A 315-nucleotide genomic window follows, 5' to 3' on the forward strand; every position below is an offset into this window, starting at 1 on the left:
ATCTCGACCGGCGGCGGGTCTGACCGGGTCTATGGCGGCAATGGCCATGACATCCTGACCAGCACCGGCACATCAGGAGACAGCATCAGCCTCTACGGCGGCAACGGGGATGACACGCTTGTGGCCTCGAGCACAACCAGCCAGGACCTGCTGTTCGGCGGGGGCGGGAGCAACACGTTCCTGTTCAACGACGCGTCGGGCACTTTTGTGAACACGTTCCTGTTCGGCACCGGCACCAGCGACACCGTGCTGTTCGAAGCGCAGGCCGATGGCGACCATTTCGACCTTGACGGGATCGAGCTGGGCGGGATCGAG

The 315-nt window shown here is 63.8% G+C and carries 1 pseudogene; it reads left to right on the top strand.

The window, feature by feature from the left end:
• Window positions 1-315: pseudogene (locus tag WNE31_RS18455) on the top strand (hypothetical protein); the annotation flags it as partial.

This window comes from Shimia fortis (assembly GCF_040225985.1).
Classification (GTDB): domain Bacteria; phylum Pseudomonadota; class Alphaproteobacteria; order Rhodobacterales; family Rhodobacteraceae; genus Shimia.